Source organism: Leptospira stimsonii (assembly GCF_003545885.1).
Lineage (GTDB): Bacteria > Spirochaetota > Leptospiria > Leptospirales > Leptospiraceae > Leptospira > Leptospira stimsonii.
Map to the genome: position 1 here is coordinate 42,688 of NZ_QHCT01000007.1, position 16,745 is coordinate 59,432.

At 38.8% G+C, this 16,745-nt stretch carries 15 protein-coding genes and 2 pseudogenes; all 17 read left to right on the forward strand.

Annotated elements, in window-relative coordinates; translation table 11 throughout:
- Window positions 1-37: 37 nt before the first annotated feature.
- Window positions 38-1,414, forward strand: a pseudogene (locus DLM75_RS25060) (M16 family metallopeptidase); the annotation flags it as partial.
- Window positions 1,415-2,242: an MBL fold metallo-hydrolase gene (locus DLM75_RS19585; protein ID WP_118970194.1), complete on the forward strand. Its 828-nt coding sequence runs from the start codon at window positions 1,415-1,417 to the stop codon at window positions 2,240-2,242. It begins immediately after the preceding pseudogene.
- Complete coding sequence (locus DLM75_RS19590) at window positions 2,239-2,934, forward strand: O-methyltransferase (protein ID WP_118970195.1); 696 nt, start codon at window positions 2,239-2,241, stop codon at window positions 2,932-2,934. The genes DLM75_RS19585 and DLM75_RS19590 overlap by 4 nt, the downstream gene beginning before the upstream one ends.
- Before the next feature lie 69 nt (window positions 2,935-3,003).
- On the forward strand, window positions 3,004-3,771 hold the full coding sequence (locus tag DLM75_RS19595) for a hypothetical protein (protein ID WP_118970196.1): 768 nt from the start codon (window positions 3,004-3,006) through the stop codon (window positions 3,769-3,771).
- Window positions 3,771-5,174: an N-acetylmuramoyl-L-alanine amidase gene (locus DLM75_RS19600; protein ID WP_167731790.1), complete on the forward strand. Its 1,404-nt coding sequence runs from the start codon at window positions 3,771-3,773 to the stop codon at window positions 5,172-5,174. Before DLM75_RS19595 ends, DLM75_RS19600 begins: the two co-directional genes overlap by 1 nt.
- Before the next feature lie 883 nt (window positions 5,175-6,057).
- Complete coding sequence (locus tag DLM75_RS19610; protein WP_118970198.1) at window positions 6,058-6,852, forward strand: SDR family NAD(P)-dependent oxidoreductase; 795 nt, start codon at window positions 6,058-6,060, stop codon at window positions 6,850-6,852.
- Entirely contained in the window at window positions 6,849-7,313 is a 465-nt protein-coding gene (locus DLM75_RS19615; RefSeq protein WP_118970199.1) for a DUF3291 domain-containing protein, read from the forward strand. Before DLM75_RS19610 ends, DLM75_RS19615 begins: the two co-directional genes overlap by 4 nt.
- Window positions 7,314-7,858: 545 nt before the next feature.
- Window positions 7,859-7,960: a hypothetical protein gene (locus DLM75_RS25065; RefSeq protein ID WP_429945504.1), complete on the forward strand. Its 102-nt coding sequence runs from the start codon at window positions 7,859-7,861 to the stop codon at window positions 7,958-7,960.
- Window positions 7,917-8,165: an integrase catalytic domain-containing protein gene (locus DLM75_RS24490; RefSeq protein ID WP_147456673.1), complete on the forward strand. Its 249-nt coding sequence runs from the start codon at window positions 7,917-7,919 to the stop codon at window positions 8,163-8,165. The genes DLM75_RS25065 and DLM75_RS24490 overlap by 44 nt, the downstream gene beginning before the upstream one ends.
- A gap of 26 nt (window positions 8,166-8,191) precedes the next feature.
- Window positions 8,192-8,236 (forward strand): annotated as a pseudogene (locus tag DLM75_RS24740) (hypothetical protein); the annotation flags it as partial.
- Between the two features lie 195 nt (window positions 8,237-8,431).
- On the forward strand, window positions 8,432-9,058 hold the full coding sequence (locus DLM75_RS19630) for a YiiX family permuted papain-like enzyme (RefSeq protein ID WP_241547995.1): 627 nt from the start codon (window positions 8,432-8,434) through the stop codon (window positions 9,056-9,058).
- Between the two features lie 50 nt (window positions 9,059-9,108).
- The gene (locus tag DLM75_RS19635) at window positions 9,109-9,609 is read left to right on the forward strand and encodes a hypothetical protein (RefSeq protein ID WP_118970203.1); all 501 of its coding nucleotides are present in this window, start codon (window positions 9,109-9,111) and stop codon (window positions 9,607-9,609) included.
- A gap of 835 nt (window positions 9,610-10,444) precedes the next feature.
- Entirely contained in the window at window positions 10,445-12,586 is a 2,142-nt protein-coding gene (locus tag DLM75_RS19640; RefSeq protein WP_118970204.1) for a carboxy terminal-processing peptidase, read from the forward strand.
- Window positions 12,583-13,626, forward strand: a complete 1,044-nt coding sequence (locus DLM75_RS19645; protein ID WP_118970205.1) for a hypothetical protein — start codon at window positions 12,583-12,585, stop codon at window positions 13,624-13,626. The genes DLM75_RS19640 and DLM75_RS19645 overlap by 4 nt, the downstream gene beginning before the upstream one ends.
- Window positions 13,627-14,271: 645 nt before the next feature.
- Window positions 14,272-14,643, forward strand: coding sequence for a cupin domain-containing protein (locus DLM75_RS19650; RefSeq protein WP_118970206.1), 372 nt, complete (start codon window positions 14,272-14,274; stop codon window positions 14,641-14,643).
- A 443-nt stretch (window positions 14,644-15,086) separates the two neighbouring features.
- Window positions 15,087-15,623: a GNAT family N-acetyltransferase gene (locus DLM75_RS19655; protein ID WP_118970207.1), complete on the forward strand. Its 537-nt coding sequence runs from the start codon at window positions 15,087-15,089 to the stop codon at window positions 15,621-15,623.
- Window positions 15,624-16,019: 396 nt separating this feature from the next.
- Window positions 16,020-16,685 (forward strand): hypothetical protein, encoded by a 666-nt coding sequence (locus DLM75_RS19660; RefSeq protein WP_118970208.1) that lies wholly within the window; start codon window positions 16,020-16,022, stop codon window positions 16,683-16,685.
- The last annotated feature ends 60 nt before the right edge of the window (window positions 16,686-16,745 follow it).

Genomic DNA, 16,745 nt, shown 5'->3' on the forward strand with positions numbered 1-16,745 from the left:
TATTCTGATCGTTTCGATCGTATTCATTTCACCGGTTTCTTCGGCTCCCGGTGACTTTGTGAAGAACGTAAAAATCCCACCGTTGAGTTTCGAGTTTCCGGAAGTGCAGACTTTTTCCTCCGGCAAGGGAACTGAAGTTTTATTTTTGCCCGGGGAAGAGTTTCCGCTTCGGAATCTGGAGATTCATATCTATTCCGGAATTCTTTCCAATCCGGAGTTACGGCCGGAAATACCTGAACTATTCGTGGAAGCTTGGAAACACAGCGGAACCGCTTCCGCCCCCGGGAGTAAGTTTTTGGAAACCCTCGAAGGATACGGAGCCAAACTCGATACGGATGCGAATTCGGATAAGATCGTGTTGACCGTTTCCTATCTTTCCCGTTTCGAAAAGGAAATCCTTCCTCTTTTGAAAGAATTTATTTCCAGTCCGTTGTTAAACGAAGAAGGTTTTTCGGTCGCAAAACTCAAATTAGAGGAAGCGATCAAACGGAGAAACGATAAACTTCCGGACATCGCGTATCGCAAAACCGCGGAACTCGTCTACAAAGGAACCGTTCTCGGGAAAAGCGCCGAATTGGATTCTCTCTCTAAAATCGGATCCTCCGATCTCAAGGAATATTTCGACAAAATCGTTTCAACGTCTTGGAGGGTCGTCTTACTCACCGGTGACTTGGAAAAAAAAGAAGCCGAACCTTTGATCGCTTCTTTGCTTCCGGATCGGGCTGTCGTTCGCGAGGGTGCAAAACCGATTCCAATCATCAGTACTCAGAGTTTAAAGAAGAATCTGGATTCTCTTCCGTATCAGATTCTGGGAGTGGACAAGGACGCGACTCAGAGTATCGTTCTGATGGCGGGAATTCTTCCTCCGCATCGAGATCCTGATTTTTACGCGATTCAACTCGCGAACTATATCATCGGAGGCGGCGGTTTTAGCTCTTACTTTATGCAAAGAATCCGTTCCGATCGAGGTCTTGCGTATTCTTCCAGTAGCGCCACTTATTTTGAAAAAGATTACGGAGTCGTTTATTTTACGACTCAGACAAAAACATCCACGACCAAAGAAGTTTACGATCTGATGCGAGAAATATTAAGCGAAGAAACGATTTCTAAGATCACGGAACAGGAACTCGAAACCGCAAAACAATCGATCGTCAATCGATTCATCTTTCAGTTTGCGGATAAGATGGGGATTCTTCATAACACGCTTCGTTTTCGCGAACACAATATGAGTTCCGATTATCTGAAAAATTATCGCGATAAGATCCAAGCCGTAACTCTTTCCGATCTCAAAAGAGTTGGGAAAAAATATTTCGTAAGTTCCGGAGTAAAGACCATTTTGACCGGTCCAAAGGATATTTCGAAAGGTATCAAAGAAACGATCAAGACCATCGCTCCGGAAGAAAGGATTCCCTGAGTGTATTGTAAGTTTCAACACAAACAATATCAGTTTGAAGGAATTTCGGAAGGTGGAATTCGTACTTCGATTTACCTTCCGTCTTTAAGTCTGATGTTCGATATCGGCGCGCAGAATCCGAATCGAATTCATCTTGATACGTTGCTCTTGACTCATTCTCACTTGGATCATTCCGCCGGGCTCCCTTATTACATTTCCCAGAGATCGCTTCGGAAACTCAAACCGCCTAAGATTTTTGTTCCGCCAGCGTTGGAAGCGCCTATGAGAAAAATTTTGGATCTTTATTCCCAGATCGAAGACTTTACGTACAATTACGATCTGAGGGCGGTTGCTCCCGGTGAAAAAGTGGATTTGGATCCTACTCATTTTTTTTCGCCGCATAAAACGTTTCATCGTGTTCCTTCCCAAGGTTATACGATCTATGAAAAAAGAAAAAAACTCAAAAAAGAATATCAGTCGCTTCCGCAACACGAACTGAACAAGATTCTAAAAGATAATTTGGAAGTTTCGGAACTCAGTTCCATTCCTGTGATCAGTTTTTCCGGCGATACAAAGATAGAATACGTCCTCGAAAGCGAGGATGTCGCAAATTCCAGTATTCTATTTATTGAATGTACTTATATCGATCAGGAACGAAACGTGGAACGCGCGAGAGAATGGGGTCATATTCACTTGGATGAAATCCTCGAAAATCTCTCTTCGTTTAAGAATGAAAAGATCGTACTCATTCACTTTTCGAAACGTTATCCTCTTCCTTACATAAGAGAAGTGTTGGCGGATAGGATTCCGGACGATCAAAAACACAGATTCCATCTTTTTATTCCATGAGCAAAGGAAGTCCTCCGGGAAAATACGGGACCTCCGTGTTTCTGGACGGTCTGGAAGAGAAGATCGATTCCGAGTTGGTCCCACGCCCGATTGCGATTCTCCGTCAAATGGAAGAAGACGCCGCTTCGGAAGGGATTCCCGTTCTGACTCCTGCCTCGGGAGCAGTTCTCAAATTCCTAGTCGAGGTAGAACAACCTTCGGAAATTCTTGAATTGGGAACCGGTTACGGGATTTCTCTTTTTTGGATGGCGAGCGGTTTGAAAAAGATCGCGAAGATCGTTTCCTTAGAAAGGGAAATTTACTACATCGCAAAGGTTCGTTCTTATCTTGAGCGACATCCTTTCGGTGATTTGGAGATCCATCTTCTCAAAACTCATTGTCTTCAATATCTCAAGGAAGCGAACGAAGATAACGGGAAAGAATGGAAAGGAAAATTCGTTTTTATAGATTGTGATAAGGTTCTTTATCCGGAAATTTTTCGACTCTTACGAAAACTTCGACCGGACGTCGCCGTGTTCGATAACGTGCTTTGGCATGGAAGAATTTTCGATGCAACTCGACAGGCCCCTTCCGATAAAGCGGTCCGGGAATTCTGGGAGGAAGTAAAGAACTCCGAATTGCCTCAGACTCTTTTTCCGGTCGGAGACGGTCTGCTCCAAATTCGTTTTCGAGAGAAGAATGAATCCGAGTAGGAAAACAACCTCTAAAAATACTAGTTGCGTTTTAAAACGCTGTGCTATACTTCCGCGTAGGAGATTCGCATGTCATTAAAAAGTTTCCCTATTTTCATCGTCCTATTCTTCATCGTTTCGTTTTCCATCGGAGCTCAGTCCGCCTCGACAAAGGAAGACGAAAAGGGCAGTGAGCTCGCGAGTGCCGCCAACGATCCGAAATACCAAGGCGACTATTTGGAAGAATTTCATTACGCGAGAACTTTGGATTCCATGAAGGAAAGAGTGAAAAATGATATTCACGCTCTCGCGACGGTGACGAAAAACTTCGGATCCAGCGTTCAGGGTTCCAATGAAGAATTGAACTCCATTTGGAAACAGTACAACGACGCTCTTCATTACTATTACAGAAGACAATACGTGGTCGCCGGAAGAAAGATGCGGGAAACGAGCGAAAATGTGGACAAACTCTACAATAAATTTTCGGATCAATACAATAAAAGAACGGATCAACTGCTCGGTGAATGTGCCGATACGATCGTTAGTGTGGAACAAACGCAGAACGGACTTACCGCTTCCTCTTCCGCAAGAAGCCGAGAAATTTCGGCAAATCACCACAAACTCCAAATCGCTTATTATCAGATGATCCAGGCGGATAGAATGAGAAAGGATTCCAGATACAAGGATTCTCTCATTCATTTCCGTTTAGCAAAAGAATACGGAATCTCCATTCTAAGTAAATTGAAAGCGGAAGAAGAAAGTAAGACCGTTCGTGAAAAATATAAAGTGGACCTGAGCGACAATCGGAATATGGTGTTCTCGGAAAGCTCAGACAATAAGGACCCGCAGAAAAAATAGTGAGGCGACAGAAATACTTTTCCTTCTTTTTTAAATTCCTTCTTCTCTCGATTCTTCTTCCGGGTGCGGTCATCGAGGCCGGCCCCGGAAAAAAGGAAGAATCGGATTCAAACATCCAAACTCCCGTTAAAACGTTTAAGGTGGTGATCGATCCCGGACATGGGGGAGTCGATCTTAAACCCAAGGAAGATCACGGGGACAAATACGATCCTATTTCCGAAAAATATCTCGAACTCTATAAGTCCGGCGCCTCTGCCAGAGGAAGAAAAGAAAGGACGGTCGTATTAGAACTTGCTAAAGAACTCAAGGAGATTCTCGACCTCACAAGAACGGAGGACGGATTCGAAACGTTTCGAACCTATATGAAGACGTTCACGAACGAAGAACTTCCTTGGATTAAAATCGATTCTGTGATGACTCGAAACGGAAACGCAGAGGAGAAGGAATATTCGGCGAACGAAGATCCGAACGCGCCTTATCGTCTTTTCGATTATCCGGACAAAAAAACGAAAAAGATAAAACAGGGAAGAATTTCGTTTATCAATCAGGAAAAACCGAACTTGGTCGTTTCTCTTCATCTCAATCCGAGTTACAAAGAACATCCCGGCGGAATGGCGGCGGTCCTTTCTCCTTCTTATAGAACTTTCTATGTTCTCAAAGGAATTTCGGAAGGAAGGTATTCGGAAGAAAAGTTCACCGCATCCCCTTGGAATCATTGGATGATTTTCAAAGAAGGTTGGTCTCGATTGGAGAACGCGGTCGCCGATGCTTGGATTTATTTCCTCGGTTATTGGCCGAACAGAACGGGTAAAAAAACGGACCTCTCCGCTTTCGAAGGATATCGTCAAAATATGATCACTTGGAAATATAAAGATCTTCCCGGTTGGGAAGAATTGGCCAAGGTCGGAGGGAAAGGGCCGTATTCTAAAACTCATAAAAGTTTTTCCGCAGAAGGTAAATTTTGGGAAAGAGAAAAGGCCGAACCCGAGCTCTGGAGGAGAGAGGATGGTAGGGAAGGATTCGGCGGCGACAATCACTACGCTTCTGCGGAGCTCATGCGTTTTGTACAATATGGACTTCGAAAAACCAATTCCGATGAGGATTCTCCCGAACCGGGGCCGATCAATAAACCCTATCTTTCCACTTACGCGTTGCCTACCTTTATCAATGCAATCTCGGCTTATTTAGAAATCGGTTATATAGATAAGGAGAAAGATATGATTCTCATGACGAAGCGGAGGAGGGACGTTGCGATCTCTCTCGCGGCTGGAATTTATTCCCTGGCACATGGAATCAAAGTCAAACATCAGGATTATCCGTATGTTCCGGTGGGAAAAACGATCAATTGGTCGCGTTACGAGAAATGGAAGGACGGAAACTACTTTCAAATCGTTTCCGAATGAGAATTCCTTTCAACCATTCCACACCCTGCAAAAAGCGGAGTCCGACCTTTCCTCCGGAACGTCTTGGGTCCCAGCTTCTTGCCCACTGTTCCCTGTAAAAAAGGAAAGGACCTTATTCTGTCGATTTATGCTCGGCGATGCAAGAAAGAATAAAATATAAGAATCACTTTATAACGAGGTTAATCTAAGATCTTATTTTGCTCCAAAGTTTGCCGCCTCCTTAGCGGAAGGATCAACTCGCCGATTTCGTTTGTAACCGGCATATTTCAAAATAGGAGAATTTTACAGGGTCGAACGACCGCTCTTTTCAGAATGAAAAGTTCTCATTTTATGTTATTCCTTCTATATCTCAAACTCTTTGGGGAATAAAAACGTATGTTGAGATAGAAAGGTTAAAGACTTCAAAGTTCATTGTTAGGCGACTGAGTAGAATTTTTGTCAAGTTCTCATTTGTGAAAAACTTTATGATTCACTCCTACGAAAATAACGTCGCCAATGAATCGTGGTTCGGACTTTTATCTGGCCTCAAACCCTTCGATGATTTAATACTCATTAAGAGCGAGATGATTAGGAATTTTATGGAATCTTACTACTCGCACATAGTAGGATTGTTATCGGGTTTTTTTGAGATAGCGGTTCTTCTTCTTTCTGCTATTTTGTCATCTAATTCGGAAATCTTTTATTTAAAATCTTCTAATAGGGGAGAAGATTTATGGATTCTCTGTGATTTTGAACGACCAAAACATTCCTTCCATAACGTTTACTAAATAGGGCTCGGGATTCTTAATAAAAAAATAATCACAATGAGTTTTATTTTCATAGTTACTCTCATTTTAATAGTCTATCTTGAGATCATAAATTCTGTAATTGGATAGGGAATAAGATGGCTAAAGAAACTTTTGTTCACAAATACGGCGAGTGGGCTTTCGTTACGGGAGCTTCGAGTGGGATCGGAAAGGACTTCGCTTTGGAGCTGGCAAGAACTGGTTTCAACCTTTATCTCGTTGCTCGTAGAGAGGATGAGCTATCAAAGTTGAAAAAAGAAATCGAAGAAGTTTATAAAGTCGCAGTCACATATCGCGCTTTCGATTTGAGCAGTACGGAAAATGTAAATACTCTAATTACAGAGACGAAAGATATCAATATTGGGCTGATAGTCTTGGCGGCTGGATTTGGAAGCGGTGGAAAATTCACTGAGTTGTCATTAGAAACCGAATTGAATCAGATTGATTTGAATTGTCGTTCCGTAGTCCAGCTTACACATCATTTTGCAAATAGATTCAAACTGAAACAAAAAGGCGGAATCATTCTATTTGGCTCTTTAGTCGGATTCCAGGGTGTCGCATGGGCGAGCACTTATTCAGCGACGAAAGCATTTATTCAAAGTTTTGCCGAGGGACTCTATGATGAGTTCAAGCTGATAGGGATTGATATACTATCAGTGGCTCCAGGACCAGTAAATTCCGGTTTCGGCGAACGAGCGCATATGAGTATGGGTTTGTCGCAATCGCCAAAAGGAATTGCAAAATTCAGTTTAGTTTGCCTCGGTAAAAAACCTACAGTTCGACCTGGATTCCTCTCAAAGTTTTTGGGTTATTCTTTAATTGTGCTCCCGAAGAGACTCCGATCACTCATTCTTAAACAAATCATGTCTGATATGGTTTTCAAAAAGAAATGAAAATCGTAATATTAACAACGTTCTTCTCGACCTTGGCGGGATGTGCTTTGGCAAGTCCTTTTAAGAAATCCTCTAAGTTAGATTCTTCTCTCATTCATCCCGACACGATCGTCGTCGTTGCTTTAACAGAAGTACATACTAAGGGTTCGATATTTGAACAAATTACTTTTTGGAACAGAGTCTCTTCCGTTCGAAAGAGTCTAGAAGACAATCAAGGGTTTCTTGGTGGATGTATTCGAAGACAAATCTTCGGGAATCGCGCTTGGACAATGACAGTTTGGGAGAATGAGGATTCTTTGGAAGATTTTATTTATTCTAGAGAGCATGAGCGAGCAATGAAAGACGGCGCGCCAGCCGTTGAGTCAAACCGGTTCTATCGGATGAATAGACCTTGGAAAGATGTCCCTCTTGCTTGGGAGGAAGTAGAGATTCTGATTAAAGAAAAAGGTCGCATTGATTGATTCTTATATCCCTCTCCGTCTGAAAATTGTCAAAATCAAGTATAGTGAGGAAACGATTTTTAAAAAAATATTACTATTTCCAGATATTTTACTAACTGGATGTATCTGCATTCTTCCATTTAAAAAGAAAATTTCAATTCCAGAATTAAAAATTCCTACCCATTATTAAAGATAAAGAATTGAAAAAGGATATTGGAGAAACGAAAAACTGGTGAGGTTTTATTCTTCAAATCGTACTTCGACATAGAGAAGGATATTTAGTTCAAGAGTGTTGAGTGTTCTCTTTTTGAGGAAGGATGAATATTGGAAACGCTTTCAAACCAAGCAGATGATTTACCGATTTCAATCCGCCGTCGCTTAATGAAATCTATTCATTTTGGTGAGGACCGAGAGGCTTATATCGTATACCGGTTACTGTGCCTACTGCACTTTTAACAAAACACTTCCGTTAGCTCCGAGACAATTGCGGTAATGTTATGAATCATAGTAAGAAGGATACGGTCCACGTAAGCACCTCTGTTCAGCGAAGAAGAAGGTGGTCTTCTATGGAAAAGGAAGAGATAGTAAGAGAGACATTAGAACCGCGATATTCGGTTTCTTTAGTTGCAAGAAAGTATAAGTTATATTTCCTCAACGATTGGCATTGACGGTCAGATGATTCGAGATATGCTTCTTGAAGCAAAGGAGCAACGATTTGGTGATTCCAAAGTCTCTTCGACGCAGTTCCTATCCGACAACGGTCCTCAATATATTTCTTTTGCCACTGTGGCTTTTGTTAAAACGCTGGGATTTGAAGTTTGTCATACTCCTGTTTATACTCCGGAGAGAATGGTGTGGCCGAAGCCTTTGTGAAAACATTCAAAAGAGATTATGCTTATGTGAATCACCTAAACCATGCTGAAGAAGTTATGCTGAAAATACACAATTGGATTGACGACTACAATTCCTTTGCACCACATAAAGGATTGAAAATGATGTCGCCGAAAGAAATTGTCGAAAAAGGACTACACAGGCTTTATGATTTTTTAGAGGTAACTATAAAAAGTATTGAAAGAAAAAATGCGAACGTTCTTAATTTAAAGTTAGGCGAAATGGCTACTAAGGAGAATTTAACAGGGATGAGACACCACTTAAAAATCGTATTCGGTATACCGTTTATTTTAATCTCGCTCCAATTGAATGGAGATTCTTTTAAGGATAGGCTTAAAGAAGGGGATCTAATATTCCAAGAAACGCTTTCGGAACAGGGAAAAGCTATTAAAATCGCTACTAAATCAAGATATACTCATGTTGGAATAGTTTTCAAATATAAAGGAAAACTAAAAGTATTAGAGGCTGTAGAGCCAGTAAGAATAACTGAAATCGACACTTTTATTTCGAGAGGAAAAAATAAACATTTCGTAATTAAAAGGTTAGCAAATTCGGAAATGATACTCAACGAGGAAAAAATAAAATTAATGAAGTCAATTGGTGATCAATATCTTGGAAAGCACTATGATATCTATTTTAACTGGTCCGATGAAAAAATTTACTGTACTGAGTTAGCCTGGAAAATATATAAAAAAGCATTGAACATTGAGCTTACTGAAGACAAAAGATTGAAGGATTTCGATCTAAATAATTCAACGGTCGAATATCTGATGAAGAAGAGATACGGAAAAAATATTCCACTCAATGATTTTGTTGTTTCTCCAGCCGATATGTTTTCTTCTAAGAAATTAGAAACGATTGCGGAAATGAATTAAGAGTATTTAGGGCAGGCGTTTCGTGTAACGTTAAAAATTGGAATTAGCTTATGTCATATCTTTCTTATCTTAAATCGAACGTTAGATTCGCTTTCTTGATTTTTATAGGAGTTGTTACTTGCATTGCACGCAAGCCCATTTTGTGGAACATACCTATTCATTATCCGAAATCAGATCTTGTAATGTTACGTCACTTTAATTCTGGAATTCGAAGGATTGACGGGATCGAACTTGCGTCTAAATACATGGATAGTACGGATATCGCGATTATTCCCGGCCGTCATACAATTAATATTCAACCCGAAATGTGGGTCTCAACTTTTCCCGGAGGAAAACATCTCGAAGAGGTCAAGGCGGTGAGTTTTGATGCTAAACCTGGGGACGATGTGTATTTGTGCCTTGGTCTTAGAGATTCGAGTGAATGGAGTCCGTATGCAGTAATCGTACGTTCTGGTACGAATCCTACTCAGCAATTATTACTTGCCATGGAAAAAAATGGCGGTTGCGTTTCTTCGAGCAAAACTTTACCCATGTTTTGGACTGACCCTTGAAAGAGGGAGTTGCTTAGTTTTTCACAAAACCACTTTACGGCCTTTCTTAAAAGAATGAGATTAAAATCGATTTTGAGAACGGCTAAATAACTATTTTCTTTAATTTTCAACCTGTTTTAACGGTTTGAAAAGTTTGAATCCAAGCAAATGTTCTCGCAACGACCCATCGAAATTTAGGGTCGAATATTTCAGGATTTATTATTTCGGAATTCAATATCGAATTTTCATTTTCCTTAAATTGTATTTAAATGCTTATTCAATTTATGCATTTTAGCGAGACTATATCTCGGATTTAGAGAGTCTTTTATTCCAATCAATTCGATAGTTAAGGAATGTCGAAGCGAGCCGCTTTGAATCCGGGGTTCTGGGTTGGGAGATTGAAATCAAAATTGCGCTTAATCGATCAACTACCCTAAATCTTTTCACACGAATAGGCAAGTAGAAATGAAGCCAGTATCTCAAAGACTAATTAGTTTTCGCTCATCAAACGGAGGCTTGAAAAGAACCTCCTTACGGAATCTTAAACAACGGCAAAAATCAGTTAGCTGAAAAGGGATCCGGGCTTTCTAAAGAGGATTATCTTATCCTCTTTTAAGTATACTTGATTTCGCTGAGCAATTTTTAATTTTAGAAATAAATTTCAATTTAGATAGGAATTGCCTCCTAACCTAAGTTGGATATTTTTCTTTGGATAAAGCATAAAATTTGCATATCTTGAAATTCTTTCCTAACTAGCATGTTAAAACGAATAATCTATCCTCTTAAGATATTAGCTTAATAGAGATTAGAACAAATAGATAAAAGAATCATAAATATCATAGCTAAGATCCGCAGAATGAATCCTCTTTCCTTTTCTCATTTTTTTTATTTCATCTTACTGTCAAATCTTTGCATTGTTTCAATTCACGCAGAATCAAATTTCGGAAACCGGTTAGAGCAAAAAACAAAAAAAATACTTTCGATCGTTGCAGAGGAACACTATTTACGAGATTCTAAAATTCGTTCTGGCTTTTCAGAAATCGTTAAAGAGTCATTTTTAACAAGTTTGGATCCACATGGAATTTATTTCACACAGAAAGACATATCTGAACTAAATAAATATGACTTTCAAATCCATTCGCGAGATCGTATCCGAATTTCACCGTTTTTGAATGTAGTTGCTGTAGTATATAAAACTAGACTTATTGCGAGTTTAAAGTATTTAGAGAAATTAAAAAGGAATCGTTTAAATTCACTTTCTGAAGGGAATATTGAATTTTATAGACGAAGAGAAACAGATTTTCCCGTTGATGAGGAGGCAAGGAGAGAGCGTTGGAACCGTTATTTTAGATATAACTTGCTATCCTTCGAATTCGACTTGAATTATTCCTCTACCGCCAACGGACTGAAAAGTATTTCAAAGCAAAAATTCACGAGTTCTGTCGCTAGCAAATTAAGAAAATCGATTCAGAGTGTTTTGTATCCAACGAGCGGTAATTACGATTCATATATGGATTCACAATTTCTGAATGCCATGCTAAAAGTTTACGACCCTCATAGCTATTATTTATCCTCTTCTGAAAAAAGGTACTACGATCGGATCAATTCTTCCGAAGACTATTATTTCGGAATAACCTTAGTAGAGAATAATTTCGGTTATGCGGAAATCAAAGATGTTATACATGGAAGTCCCGCCTGGAAATCGGCGAATATTCACTCGGGAGATAGGATTTTGGGAATCCGAGTCACATCCAAAAATCGAACCTTAGATACTTCCAATTACTCGGTCGATGAAATGGAATCGTTTCTTTCCGAAATAGGGAATGGAACTTCACTATTTAAAATCAGAAAGAAAGACGGGCGAATCTTGTCCGTTTCAATGCAAAAAGAAAAGAGTGTATCTAATGAGAATGCCGTCACCGGATATTTTTTAAAGGGAAAATATCGAATCGGGTATTTGTACCTTTCCAGTTTTTATACTAATTTTGATACTGATTCGAAAGGTTGTGCCCAAGATATTGCAAAAGAAATATATAAATTAAGGAAAGAGAATATACAAGGCTTAATCCTAGACTTAAGGGATAACGATGGCGGAAAGTCTTTCGAAATGAAACAGGTTGCGAACATTTTCATCGACATCGATCCTTTTCTTGGAGGTGATACTCCATTGTTTCGGGAGAAGAAATCTTTCACCGATCATCATCTTTATGATATTGCCACAGATTCTGAATATAGTTCTGGCGGTGCTTTATACAACGGGCCATTACTCATCCTATTGAATGGAGGCAGTGCCTCTGCATCGGAGGGGCTGGCTTCGATATTACGAAGTTACGACCGAGCTATCATCGTGGGTGGAATAAGTTTCGGAAAGGCTTCATCGCAATTGCCTTTTCCTTTGAAGGGCAATGCGCAGAATTCCGATTTTATATTCTTAACCACCAATATGTTTTTTAACGTAAAAGGAATCACTTACCAACAAGAAGGAATAATTCCGGATATCTCGTTACCTTCACTTTCCGATCTCTATGACAAGGAATCTAATTTGCCTTTTTCCATCCCAAAAGAGACACTCGACGCACAAAAAGAATTGGGAGATAAAATGAATTCTTTCAGAGTCGATGTCGCTCGTTTGAGCGAAATGAGCAGAGATAGATTAAAACATAATCAAAATTTTTCGTTGATTCAAACCCTGATACGAAGATACCGAAAATTGAAAATTTCAGTCGAACAACTTCCATTAAATTCAGAGGAATATTTCAAAATTAAAGCCGACCTAGAAAGATTTAAACAAGACTTGGAATTCGCGACTCAAAATAGAATAAGTGTGTTTTCTGTGGAAAGTCTTACTTTCGATCAAGTCTTGGAAAAGATTGATCCTTTTATTATGAACCTTCGATCGAAAGAAAAAAAACAAATAGAAAGGAGTATATATATCGACGAGGCTTATAAAATTATGTGTGATTATTTACAATTGTCTAAAAAAGAAGAAGAAAAATGAAAACGATTTCGAAAATCCTCTATGTTCTACTGAGCATTTACAGTTTTATTTTTGTAAACTCTATACTCGCCAAAGACTCCGCCCTCGAACATATGGACGAACTTATCTTCTTAACCGAAGGAGTTGCAAAGGAGAGTTTAAGATATATTCAACTCATTGCAAAACCCGATCCACCTCAGCCTGCAAACAATTCAATATCAAAGATAGTAGACCTAGTCGAACAAACGGAGAAAAGAGTTCAGGTGACAACACCATTTAAAGAAAATGAAAGTTTCAAAAATGCCGTGATGAATTATCTTTCCGGCATTTCTCTTCTATTTTTGGTGAGGTACAGTCCATTTGAACAGTTGTTGTTCGATGCGAATAAAAATAAGTCATCTGAATATAAATTGAGTTATTTATTAACAAAACGAGAAGCGAGCACGGTTTTGTACACGAATGAACAAATATTTTTAGAAGCCAAAAATAAATTCGCAATCGAAAACAATGTTCATTATTTAGAGAAAGAAAACGCCAATTCATTCCGTTTGAGAAACGCCGCCGAAGCATTGAATTACCATGAAAATCTATATGTAGAGAATTTTTATATTTATCTAACAGAAGCACATCTCCTATATGCGATTCAATCCGAAAACGTGATTGATATCGAAAAGAGACGTCTTGCGCTGATCCAACTTTCTGATCATATGTTCTCAATATTAGAAAAACATCCTGTGTATAAAAACGACGGCAGCTTGATTTTAAGTTATAGAAAGAATTTGGCATTTTACCAAAAAGAATCTACCGAAGACGTTCCTTTTTTTGTAGAATTGATTCTTCAAAAAGAACGTTTTAATCGATTTAAAAAGAGATTCGGTAAAATGAGCCGCAGTGAAAAAACGAAAGAAGATTTGAATCAATATAAGGAGCTACAAGCAGATTTGGTCCAACTAATCCAGAAATGCGATCAAATTGAGAAAAGATTGAAAACGGAAAGATCTTTATTGCGTATCCAATGGGAAAAAGCAAACAAGGAATTTCTGATTAAATTTGTATTATAATTAGGAGAACGAAATCGATATTTGCAATCAGTCATAAATAATCAATCGTTGTAAAAGGAGTATAAAAGCTTGAATTCGCAGATATATTTGAACGAAATTATTTTATGAGAATGACGCAACGGGAATTATAGGGTTTCGTTTTGACGCGAGCACTCTCTTTTTTTCGCTTTAGTTTCAAGTGATAGCTAAAAAATTTAATATACAAGACGCTCGAATTACTAGTGACTTTGGAAGCTTAATTGATGACGAAAAAGAGGTAGGGCGAGCCGCATATGCACAGAGAAGTAATCGGTTTTATAGAACGAATTTCAAGTAGGGATCAGTCTTTTGGGTGGATTCCCAGTTTGACACTTTATTTATTTCGAAATCGATTCGAAAAAAAGAATTTAGAAAACCTATCTGAACTTTTTTTTCATTCTCGTATTTCAAAAACCGAAATCGCCAAATAGGAAGAGGAATTCAAAAGCATTGTCAGGAAAAATTAAAAAAAACTGTAAGTAAATCCTTTGATACAGAATGAATGCACAACTTTCTTTAGTTATATAGAATTTCAATAATTTAAAATTTGTTCTTGTATTCATTTATCATGGAACTATTTTTAAATCAATCATCATTCATTACAATTTTCTGAGGAGAAATAACGATATGGAGATTTCAACCACCGCGCCGAATCAGCGTATTTTTGATGCAGAGCAACTCGTCCGCTTTTCTGATGAAAAAGCCACTGTGACGGAAGTCGCAGTCACTTCGCTTTCGAGTATAGCCGTTTGGGGCGTACGACCAGGTCAGGAAGTTCCAGCTCATACACATCCAGACGGACAAGACACTTGGATTGTTCTGCGCGGGTCACTAACTTATTTTCTCGGCGGAGGGCAAAGTCGGACGATTTCAGCCGGTCAGATTGATATCGCAGTACCGAATCAAATTCACGGAGCCAAAAATCTTGGAAATGTGGACGCTGTTTTTTTGTCTATCTACTCGGCACCAACCCTTTCGGTCGTTCCTGCTTTACTCTGAGTAAGCTGTTGGAACGTGAACGAAAGGCGTTATAAATCAGTCTTATTATCTCAATCGATGTCATTTCAGGAAAACTTGCATTGTAACAAAAAGACCTTTGAGGATAACGACAATACCTGTATGTAGGAGATGAGAAAGTATAGTGTTCGAAAAAATTAAGACTCAAACCGAGGGGCAAAGATAAGAATTGAATCTATCAGTAGTAAGAACTTTTACAAAATCTCTTTTTGAGAATCGTAACTTGAATCTTCCCTACAGTAAATTTACACTATATCAATTTGAGAATATTTTTTTAAAGTTATAGTCATCTGGTCTGTCTTTCCACATGAAGAATGGACTAACGTAACTTCTTTTAAATAATCAAAGTATCAGAATCACGATTTATACTTCGATAATTTAAATTTAAAAGTTGCTCTGAAACAGGATGCGGATTTATATATTTTATGTTAAAATTAAGCTATAAACCTGTTAACGAATCCAACTGGACTGATTTGGAAAAACTTTTTGAAAGCAAAGGTGGACCCCACAATTGCTGGTGCATGGTATGGCGAAATATGGAAGAAACGACTGACCGAAATAGCAAAGCCGACAAGAAAAAATCTCTTATTAGCTATATGAATCGTAGAATCCCTATAGGAATACTTTGTTATAATGATACGGAAGCAATTGCCTGGTGTTCGATCGGACCAAGGGAAAGTTATCGAGAATTATCCGGAGACAAAGCGTTGATTGATGTATGGTCTTTGGTTTGCTTTTTCATTAAAAAGGAATACAGACAAAAAGGTATTACAGAGGAATTTGTTAATCACGCAACAATATATGCCAAGGAGAATGGAGCAAGGTATCTTGAAGTTTATCCTGTTGATCCAGATTCACCGAGTTATCGTTTTATGGGTTTCAAACCAACATTTGATAGATTAGGTTTTGTATTTAAGCACAAAGCCGGGCAACGAAGAAACGTTATGACGAAGGCTATCTGAAAAATTCATTGGAAATTGCAAAAGTGTGAACCAATTTCCCGTTGGAGACAAAAGATAACGTCGAATAATTAGTTCTCTTACTTACTATAGGTGACCCGCATTATGAGTGACTTCGCAATCTTTCTCAAAACCGTTTAGGATTATTGATCCCCTTATGGATGTAACAATACCTATGAAAATAGCCTAAATGTTGCATAAGCAATTACATGAATCCAAAAAAAAGAAGTGAAAATAAAAAATAAGGGGAATTGAATATATATGCTGTTGGGTTTAAAAAATTCCGTTTACATTGAATTTGCAAAAAACTACCCGGTATCATTCCCATTGTAAAAAAATAGAAATTGAATCACCATAAAACATCATGTTTTCCGATTCCCCTTGCGAGAGGCCTTACTCATGGATACTTCTACACTCATTCATTTCCCGGTTGATTCAAAATTTCCCCGAATCAAATCCGATGAATGCCTGAATCATGCAGGCATTCTCGTCGCACTCTTTGACGATCCGGGTTATTGGTATCAGCTCGTTGGGAGATCCGAATTTTGGGATAGAACCAACTTGAGTCGGAAAAGATTGCAGTTCTACGAAATCTATATTGGTCTTATCGTTGGTATCCTCAATCTCTGGTCATCCAGATTAATAATAATAGGCGAACTCAAGAATCGGCAATTATTTGTCTCGAGAACCCGGGAATCCAATAATCAGGAGCTTGGTTATTTTGAGAATTCACTCTTTAGAATATGTGAGAAGAATCGCGAGTTATCATATGAAGATTTATTAGACACCTTTATTCAACCTCATAAAGATTTGCGGCGTTTTTTCCAAAGTTTTAATCGATCTCTGATTCGGGATTACGATTCATTATTTGCGACGGTAGGCTTGGCACAATGGTTCATCGATAGTGGAAAGAAAGTGGTTGAAGCTGACGAAACCTCCACTTTGAATTCTTTATCGCCCGATTACCAATCGAATCAGGAGTTTGTTTTTTATCGGACTTTGGATTCAATTATGATGAAAACAGAGTCGTTCGTATTAAAACAAAGGTGGTGTAGATTGTTTTAACGCGCGGAGTGGAACTGTTTTTTTGGTCACCGGACGTTATTCTCTCCCAGTTAGTTCGAG